Origin of the sequence: Kaistella sp. (assembly GCF_032060305.1) — a bacterium.
In the GTDB taxonomy this organism is placed as follows: domain Bacteria; phylum Bacteroidota; class Bacteroidia; order Flavobacteriales; family Weeksellaceae; genus Kaistella; species Kaistella yananensis.
Genome location: NZ_DAMBHK010000006.1, coordinates 1 through 9,025, shown reverse-complemented (window position 1 = coordinate 9,025; position 9,025 = coordinate 1). Strand labels below are relative to the sequence as shown.

The 9,025-nt window shown below is 39.4% G+C and carries 9 protein-coding genes; 4 read left to right on the top strand and 5 right to left on the bottom strand.

The window, feature by feature from the left end; translation table 11 throughout:
- Nucleotides 1-89: 89 nt before the first annotated feature.
- From rodA to V5N63_RS01485, 5 genes are read right to left on the bottom strand one after another with little or no spacing between them, the layout of a single operon-like run.
- Complete coding sequence (gene rodA / locus V5N63_RS01505) at nt 90-1,319, bottom strand: rod shape-determining protein RodA (RefSeq protein WP_332032376.1); 1,230 nt, start codon at nt 1,317-1,319, stop codon at nt 90-92.
- Nucleotides 1,316-3,334, bottom strand: a complete 2,019-nt coding sequence (locus tag V5N63_RS01500) for a penicillin-binding transpeptidase domain-containing protein (protein WP_332032374.1) — start codon at nt 3,332-3,334, stop codon at nt 1,316-1,318. The genes rodA and V5N63_RS01500 overlap by 4 nt, the downstream gene beginning before the upstream one ends.
- 48 nt (nt 3,335-3,382) lie before the next feature.
- Nucleotides 3,383-3,889 (bottom strand): rod shape-determining protein MreD, encoded by a 507-nt coding sequence (locus tag V5N63_RS01495; protein WP_332020654.1) that lies wholly within the window; start codon nt 3,887-3,889, stop codon nt 3,383-3,385.
- The gene (mreC, locus tag V5N63_RS01490; RefSeq protein ID WP_088468341.1) at nt 3,886-4,734 is read right to left on the bottom strand and encodes a rod shape-determining protein MreC; all 849 of its coding nucleotides are present in this window, start codon (nt 4,732-4,734) and stop codon (nt 3,886-3,888) included. Before mreC ends, V5N63_RS01495 begins: the two co-directional genes overlap by 4 nt.
- A gap of 26 nt (nt 4,735-4,760) precedes the next feature.
- Nucleotides 4,761-5,786 (bottom strand): rod shape-determining protein, encoded by a 1,026-nt coding sequence (locus V5N63_RS01485; RefSeq protein WP_088468342.1) that lies wholly within the window; start codon nt 5,784-5,786, stop codon nt 4,761-4,763.
- 255 nt (nt 5,787-6,041) lie between these two features.
- On the opposite strand from V5N63_RS01485, the gene hemA reads away from it, so the two are divergent.
- The 4 genes from hemA to V5N63_RS01465 all read left to right on the top strand — a co-directional run.
- Nucleotides 6,042-7,316, top strand: coding sequence for a glutamyl-tRNA reductase (gene hemA / locus V5N63_RS01480; RefSeq protein ID WP_332032372.1), 1,275 nt, complete (start codon nt 6,042-6,044; stop codon nt 7,314-7,316).
- Nucleotides 7,303-8,214: a hydroxymethylbilane synthase gene (hemC, locus tag V5N63_RS01475; protein WP_332032370.1), complete on the top strand. Its 912-nt coding sequence runs from the start codon at nt 7,303-7,305 to the stop codon at nt 8,212-8,214. Before hemA ends, hemC begins: the two co-directional genes overlap by 14 nt.
- Nucleotides 8,215-8,232: 18 nt before the next feature.
- A complete protein-coding gene (locus tag V5N63_RS01470) occupies nt 8,233-8,940 on the top strand; it encodes a uroporphyrinogen-III synthase (RefSeq protein ID WP_332032368.1) in 708 nt (235 codons plus the stop codon).
- A partial coding sequence (locus V5N63_RS01465; protein WP_332032444.1) for a uroporphyrinogen decarboxylase family protein occupies nt 8,937-9,025 on the top strand: 89 nt, incomplete at its 3' end. The genes V5N63_RS01470 and V5N63_RS01465, both read left to right, overlap by 4 nt.

The window sequence follows — 9,025 nt, the reverse complement described above, 5'->3', positions numbered from 1 at the left end:
TAATTATTGATATTTAAATCTGAAATAACACCTTCCTTGCGCGTTATTTAGAAAGAAATGCATTGATCAGGACTGTGGTCAACAAGAGATTATACCAAACTGTTTCGGTCTGCGTAATTCAGTTTGAAGAAGATGAATGTCATGATAGAAAATGCCAACAGTGAACTTCCACCGTAACTGAAATACGGCAGCGGAATTCCAACTGTAGGGAAAAGCCCCATAACCATCCCGAGATTTATGGCAAAGTGCATTAATAAAATTGATGCAAAGGAATACCCGAAAACGCGGTTAAAAGCCGACTTCTGTTTCTCTGACAGATAATAGATTCTGCCGATAAAAACCGCGTAGAAAATAACCAAAAGCGAAGCTCCGAAAAATCCCCATTCTTCACCTACCGTACAGAAGATATAATCTGTTTCCTGTTCCGGAACGAATTTCCCTTGGGTAACAGAACCTTCTTTATAACCTTTACCGAAAAACCCTCCGGAACCAATCGCAGTTTTTGAATAAAGTAAATTATAACCCGACGTGTCGCGGAACGCTTTTTCGCCTTTATAAAGAACTTCAATTCTTTCGCGCTGGTGTTTGGGCATTTTTTCAAGTATTTTAGGCGATCCGTAAGCAATTCCGCATAAGAGCAGTAACGAGCCAAGGATTCCAGCCACGGAAAATACATTCCAGTGAATTTTGTAATAGTTGGCGAAAATTATCAATCCATAAATTACCGCAATCCCAATAATCAGATAAAGCGGATCAACAGCCAGAGCCAAAAGGAAAACACCTGCGAGAATACCGCCAACTCCGAAAAGCCATCCGTTTAATCCTTCCCGGAAAAGGGCAATAAAAAAAGCAGTAAATACAAGCAGCGAGCCAACATCCGGAATCATTAAAACCACCAGCGCCGGGATCCCAATAATAACAAGTGCTGTGAGAAGCGACTTGCGTGTTGAAATGTTAAAATCTGGTCCTGAAACATAATTTGCCAGCATTAAAGCAACGCCAATTTTAGCAAATTCAACGGGCTGCATGGTAAAACCGCCGAATTTATACCAGTTTTTCTGTCCCAAAATTTCAGTTCCGAAAGGAAAAAGACCTATCAAAAGCAAAACTCCAAATACGTAGATGATACTGGCAAAATTCTCGAAAAATTTAGTCCTCATAAGAAAAATAATGAGTCCCACCACGAGTGATAAGCACAAGAAAATAAACTGTTTCTTTCCTAAACCTTCATCAACACTGTAAATGTTCGCAACTGCAAAAAGCGAGATTGCGAGATACAGAAACAGGCTGAGTTTATCTAATCCTTCTGTCCACTTCATTTTTTAGAGCTTTGTGTTTTTAATCTTGTGCGAAGAGAATCTCTTTTGTAAATCAGTCTTGCTCTGATTTGGTCATTTTTGATGAATTTCAGGCTGTCTTCAATAGATTCTATTTTCAGAGAGTCTTTATTGGGCTCTTTATAAAGACCTTTTCTTTTCAGATCAACAACCCATTGTCTTTTATATTCAGGCATGAAACTCGCGTTTACAAGTTTATTATAAAGGTGTTCGCGCTTAAGCTCTCCGGTTAAATACTTCTCTGCAATTGCTGTAGCTGCCGGGCCGGCCCATGTTGCGCCAAAGCCTGCGTGTTCCATCACCGCTGCAATAACAATTTTCGGGTTTTCTGCAGGTGCTGCAAGAACAAATATTGAGTTATCTTTTCCCTGCGGTACCTGTGCTGTACCGGTTTTAGCGAGCATGGTGAATTCATTTGACTTTAAACTTCTTGCGGTTCCGCCGGTTACTACAGCTTCCATTCCCTTCATGATCGGTCCAAAATGTTTGGGATCTACCAGCGTTTTGTGTTTTACTTTAAATCTTGGATCAGGATTTGGTTTTCCGTCGATTGATTTTACAATATGGGGCGTATAGTACCAGCCTTTATTCACAATAGCAGCCGTAGCATTCGCCATTTGTAATGGGGTAAGAAGTACATCGCCCTGTCCCATTCCGTTGAAGATGGAGCCGTTCATGGTGTAAGCAGAACTCCAGTCTTTTTTACCACCACTTCTTTTTTCGTAAAATGCACCGCTTGGGATTCTCCCTTTGGAGCCAACGGCAATATCATTATTCAGGTATTCACCTAACCCGAAACTGCTCATTATTTTTTTCCATTCATCAACTCCTTTACTTGGGTTGCCAGGATACTTATTCATGATCGCAATAAAGGCATAAGAAAAGTAACAGTTACTGGAAACCTGAATCGCTGGCACTAAAGGATCAGCACCACCATGCCCCTTCACTCTTAAGCCCCGGTAATTAAATCCTCCGCCACACGGGAAGATGGTATTTTCATCCATAACGCCCATTTGCATTGCCGCAGCGGCTGTAAGAAGTTTGAAAGTTGAACCCGGCGGATACGCAGCTTGAACCGACCTGTCAAACGTTGGCCGGTTATTATAGATGGTATCCATCTGAAGACGGTAAAGGTTTTTCGTTTTATCGGGACCGGTAAATAAATTGGGGTCAATATCGGGGCCGGTAGCCATAACCAAGATTTCACCATTTGTAGGATCCAGTGCAACAATAGCGCCCTGCTTGTTCACAAGCATTTCTTCGGCCATTTTCTGCAAATCGTAGTCGATGGTGAGGGTGATGTCTTTTCCGGTAATTACTTCTTTATCTAAAGCACCGTTTTTATAGGAACCAATACTTCGCAAACGGATGTCTTTCTGGATATACTGCACGCCTTTTTCACCGCGCAATTCCTTCTCATAGGATTTTTCGACACCAGTTTTTCCGATAAAGTCTCCCGGAAGATAATAAAGCGAATCTTTCTTAATATCACGCTCGTTTACCTCATTGGTATAACCCAAAAGGTTGCCCGAAGTAGAAACCTCGTACTGTCGCTGAGGTCTTGAAACGATGCTGAAGGCAGGATATTTAAAAATGATTTCCTGAATTCTGGCGATTTCTTCCCTGCTCAAATTTTTCATAAAAGTCATGGGAGTAAGCTTCGAATAATATTTTTCGGCCTTAATCGCGTTAACTCTTTTAATGAAATCCTGCTTGCTTATTCTCATAAGATTACAGAAATCAAGTGTATCGAAATCGGGTTTTATTAAAGCTTCGGTAAACGAAATTTCGTAGGAAGGCTGATTACCCACCATTATTTTTCCGTTTCTGTCGAAAATAACACCTCTCTGCGGAATAATATATTCTGTTTTAATTGAAGTGTTGGCTGCGTTTAATGCATAACGGTCCGTAAAAAGCTGCAGGTATGCAAGCCTGGCAATAAATATAATGGCCAGGAAGGTTAATAATACGGTGATTTTCAGATACTGCGATTTCATGTGTCTGTGAATAACCTTTAGGCAAGGTTTCTTTATGCAATAATAACGTTAAACTTTCTGTTTGATTCTAAAGGCCAGCGCGTACATCAGTATAAATATAAAGGAAATGGCGCTTGTTGCCAAAACATTCATGAAGATTTCGAAAAATCTACTGAATTTAAAAAATTCAATATACTGAACCAACAGCTGGTGCAGGAAAATACTCGATAGGATAAAGAAAAAATATTGCGACCACTGCAAAGACTGGAAAGAAAAGAAGTCGGTGGAAGTATCCGTAGAAGTGCGGAAAATTAAGGTGCGGAAATAGGCAATAAGCGTGGTAGCAAAAGCATTAATTCCCCACGTATATAGAAATGCATCAATGCTGAGTCCCAAGATGAAACTCAGGGCCAGAAACTGAAATTTATTTCTGAAAAACGGATAAAACATGATGAACACAGGATAAAGCACCGGTGTATATTTTCCGAAAAGTGCAATCCGGTTCAGCACAAAAATCTGTAATGCCACCAGGAAAACAATCATCAGGATATCTGTAAAAAGTGTTCTGCTTATCATTTTTCTCTCTTTATGGTAGCCTGCAAAGTATCCTGAATTCTCTGAACCTCAGCTTTCTTCAGGTTTTTCACCACATATATTTTGCTGAGATTTCCCATTTTCTCAGTCAGTTCTACAGAAATATCCCAAAACCCTGTTTTGCTGTCAACTTCGTAGCCAGAAACTTTTCCAATGGTAATTCCTTGTGGGAATATTGCTGATTTCCCGTCGGTTACCACCGTGTCGCCAATTTGCAGCGGTACATATTTCGGAACATCAGAGAGGTGCATGATCCTCGAATCTTCGCCCTTCCAGGTTAAAGTCCCGAAATATCCGGATTTTTTAAGCGACGCATTAATCTTGATTTTATTTAAACTCAGCACAGACTGCACTAAAGCATAAGAATCCGTGGAATTAATCACGATTCCGGCGATCCCTTTTGGAGCCATTACGCCCATCTGAGGAAAAACACCATCGCGTTTCCCGCGGTTGATGGTGAAGTAATTATCCTTACGGTTAATACTGTTGAACACGATCTCTCCGTCTACAAAAGTATAGATTTGCCCGCCACCAATGGTATCATGAACTTTTCTAAAAACTGGAACACCAGAATTTTTCCCATAAACCTGCTCCATGAGCAACTTATTTTGCGCTACCAGCTGGTCATTAATCTGCTTAAGCTTTAAATAAGAGGTGCCTTCATCGATATATCCCGAAACCCAGGAATTGAACGCCGCAGTTTGGCCCGCAAGCCACGACTGCTGCATGGAGTTTCTACTGAAAATCAATACCAAAGCGATAAGCTGCAGAAATATAAAGAAGACGAATAAACCGTTCTTCGAAAATAATCGCAGCAAAAATCCCATCTGTTAATGTCGTAAAAAGTTATAAATTATTTAATCAGAAAGTTGAACTTATCCATATTTTTAAGGGCGATACCTGTTCCGCGAACTACAGCTCTCAAAGGATCTTCAGCCACAAAAACCGGCAAACCTGTTTTCTTGTGAAGTCTGTCTGCAAGTCCTCTCAGCAAAGCGCCACCACCTGCAAGATAAATTCCTGTTTTATAGATATCAGCAGCAAGTTCCGGCGGAGTAAGCGAAAGTGTTTCCATTACCGCATCTTCAATTCTGATGATAGATTTGTCTAGAGCTCTTGCGATTTCTTTATAGTTCACCATAATTTCTTTTGGCTTACCGGTAATTAAATCACGTCCCTGAACCGGAATATCTTCAATCTCAACATCAAGATCTTCAACCGCTGAACCAACTTCAATTTTTACTCTTTCTGCAGTTCTTTCTCCGATATATAAATTATGGTGCGTTCTTAAATAATACGCAATATCATTGGTGAAAACATCGCCGGCAATTTTTACCGATTTATCGCAAACAATTCCTCCCAAAGCAACTACAGCAATTTCGGTAGTTCCTCCTCCTATATCGATAATCATGTTACCTTCAGGTTTTTGCACATCAATTCCTACCCCAATCGCTGCCGCCATTGGTTCGTAAATTAAACGTACTTCTTTCGCATTTACTTTTTGTGCAGAATCTCTTACTGCTCTTTTTTCAACTTCGGTAATGCCGGAAGGGATGCAGATTACAATTTTTAAGGTTGGCTGAAAAAGCTTCCCTTTGATACCCGGAATTTGTTTGATGAATTCCTTAATCATGTGCTCAGATGCGTGAAAATCAGCAATTACTCCGTCTTTCAGTGGTCTGATGGTTTTTATGTCTTCGTGGGTTTTCCCCTGCATATGTTTTGCCTTTTCACCAACAGCGATTGGTTTTCCGCTGGAACGTTCGATGGCTACAATCGAAGGCTGATCTATAACTATTTTATTGTTATGTATAATTAGTGTGTTTGCAGTTCCCAAGTCAATCGCAATATCCTGCGTGAACATATCAAATAAACCCATTTTTTTTCGTGATTTTTTTAAGTGTACAAAGATATAAATTTAGAACCGTTCTAAAAATTAGATTCAGACTAAATTAGGTTAAAATTTTATTAAAGTTAAAAGCTATTCTACAATAACTTTTTTATTTCTTAATTATTTCAATTTTAAATGAAAATTCGGAAATAATTGATCTCCATACCATATATTTTACTGATAATGTTCATCTTGTAGAATCTTCGCCAATTCAATTTAAAGTCTTAAATTTGCGGTTGCTTTATGAATCAGGATACCAACATTCACAAAACCGCTAATTTTGCCGTTCTAAGTGTCAGTTTTGAAAAGGCTGATGCCGAGACGCGGGGGAAATTTGCGTTTTTTGATGAGAATATTAAAAATTTTGTCAGCGAAATTCATAATGAAAATCTTGGTGACGCATTCGTGGTTTCCACCTGTAACCGTACAGAGATTTATACTACATCGCAAAATTATCTTCTGATTGCCGAATTATACTGCAAAACAATTGGCGTAAGCCTTACCGAATTTATGCAGTATGTTAACATTCTGAAGCATGAAGAAGCGCTGAATCACCTTTTCCGTGTTGCTGCCGGTCTGGAGAGCCAGATTATCGGCGATTTCGAAATCATTGGGCAGATAAAAAACGCGTATCACCGTTTCAAAAAAGAAAAGAAAAACTCCAACCCGTTTTTGGAACGTGCGATTAACTCTGCGATCCAGATTTCCAAAAGAATTAAAAACGAAACCGGAATTTCTAATGGTGCCGCTTCTGTGTCTTATGCAGCAGTTCACTATATACTGAAAAACCAGCCACAGATTTCTGAAAAGAACATTCTGCTTTTAGGAGTGGGAGAAATTGGTCAGAACACGGTTGAAAACCTCGTGAAACACGTTTACAAACCCAAAGTAAAAATCGCCAACAGAACATCAGACAAAGCTGAAAAAATTGCTGAAAAATATAAAATTCCACATATCGAATTCGAGAATTTTCAGGAAGAACTGGCCCAAACCGATATTCTTATTGTGGCTACCGGTGCGCAGCATCCCATTATAAACAAAACCCACTTCCCGAACGGAAAAGAAACGCTGGTCATCGACCTTTCAATTCCCAATAATGTGGAAAAAAATATTACCGAAAATACAAATATAAGTTTGGTAGATGTTGACCAACTTTCCCTGCACATCAGCGAAACAATGCTTCAGCGTCAAAAGGAAATCCCTAAAGCAGAAGGCATCATTAAAGAAATGACTAAGGATTTTCTGGAATGGGAAAAGAAAAGAAAACTGGCCCCTAACATCCATCATTTTAAAGCAGTTCTGAAAAATATGGAACGCAACGAAATGCACAATATCCACAAAAAACATAAATATGTTGAGGTAACAGATATGCAGCTTTCGGATAAAATGATTCAGAAAATCACCAACAGATTTGCAAAATATATCATTGATAATCCCTGGAAAGCCGAGGAAATCAGCAAGTTAATGCACGAAATTTTAGTCGAACAGCCTAATAACGAATTCAATGAGAAGCATTAAAATAGGAACTAGAAATTCACCTCTGGCCATGTGGCAGGCCCGTGAAGTGGCGCGTAACTTACAGAATCTTAACTATACCACCGATATCGTTCCAGTACTTGCAACGGGTGACAAAAATCTTACCCAGCCGCTGTACAAATTAGGGATAACCGGTATTTTCACAAAAGATTTAGATATGGCACTTCTGAATAACGAAGTCGATATCGCGGTACATTCTTTAAAAGACATTCCTACTGAACTTCCGGAAAACATTGAAATTATCGCTGTTTTAGAGCGCGATTATCCACAGGATGTTTTGGTAAGAAAAAAAGACGCACAAAATCTGGAGCTTCACGATCTGAAAATTGCAACCAGCAGCCTACGCCGACGTGCTTTTTGGTGCAAAGAATTTCCCGACACCCAATTTTCAGATATTCGCGGGAATGTACAGACCCGTTTGAATAAACTTGAAGAAAACGATTTCGACGCTACCATGTTTTCCCTCGCTGCCATTGAGCGAATGGGTTTAGATGTTCATTATGAGCATCTTCCGATCATGATTTCGGCGCCCGCGCAAGGTGTTGTAGCGATTTGCGGACGAAACGATAATGCAGAAATGAAAGAAATTTTCAGCGATATCAACCACAAACCCACACAAATTTGTGTTGAAATCGAAAGAAATTTCCTCAACACCCTTGAAGGTGGCTGTACCGCGCCAATTGGTGCTTTTGCAGAAATTAACGAGCGCAACGAAGTACGTTTTATAGGCAGACTCTGCTCACTCGACGGCAAAAACTGTATCGAAACCGATGAAATCTTCGAATGGAACGAACATGAAAATTTTGGGAAAACTTTAGCCCAAAAAGTTCTGGAAAACGGCGGACGCGAGTTGATGCATCAAATTAAAAGTGAGATTTAAGTTTCTGACGTTATAAACATGAAGATTATTTTCACCAAAAAAATCAGTAAAATAATGATTTCCAAAAAGTTAGGGAGTCATTTTTCTTATGATTTTGTTGATGTCATTAATATAAATCCCATGACCGTAGAATCTTTTGACCTGAAAAACAAATCGTTGATTTTCACCAGCGTAAATGCCGTACAAAGCTTTTTCCAAAATGGTTTTAAGGCTGACGAAGACTTTACCAGTAAGAAATACAATAAAATTTATACCGTAGGAATCACGACCAAAAGAGAATTACGGAAATACGGTTACGGAACATTCAAAGTGACCAAACATGCCAAAGAGCTGTCAGAATTTATTATTGAAAACAGCAGCAAAGAAAAATTTCTTCATTTCTGCGGGAATCTTGCGCTCGATGTACTGAACAAAACGCTGCCGCTGCAGAATATATCTTATAAAAAAATCCCCGTTTACGAGACACAACTGCTTTACCCGAAGTTTTCCGGAGCTTATGATGCGGTGTGTTTTTTTAGTCCGAGCGGAGTGCGTAGTTTTGCAAAGTTTAATGCTCTGGAGAATGTGAAGATTTTCTCCATCGGCGAAACGACGGAAAAAGAGATCAGAAAATTCACTAAAAGCCCAATAATTACCAGTAAAGAAAGTAATCTCGATGATTTGCTGAATTTAATTGCCGAACACAGCAGTGAGGCCAAACCATCAGGATCAAAAAAAATATTATGATTAAAAATGACCTTTATTTAAAAGCATTAAGAGGCGAAACCGTTGAAAGACCACCGGTTTGGATGATGAGACAGGCCGGAAGATT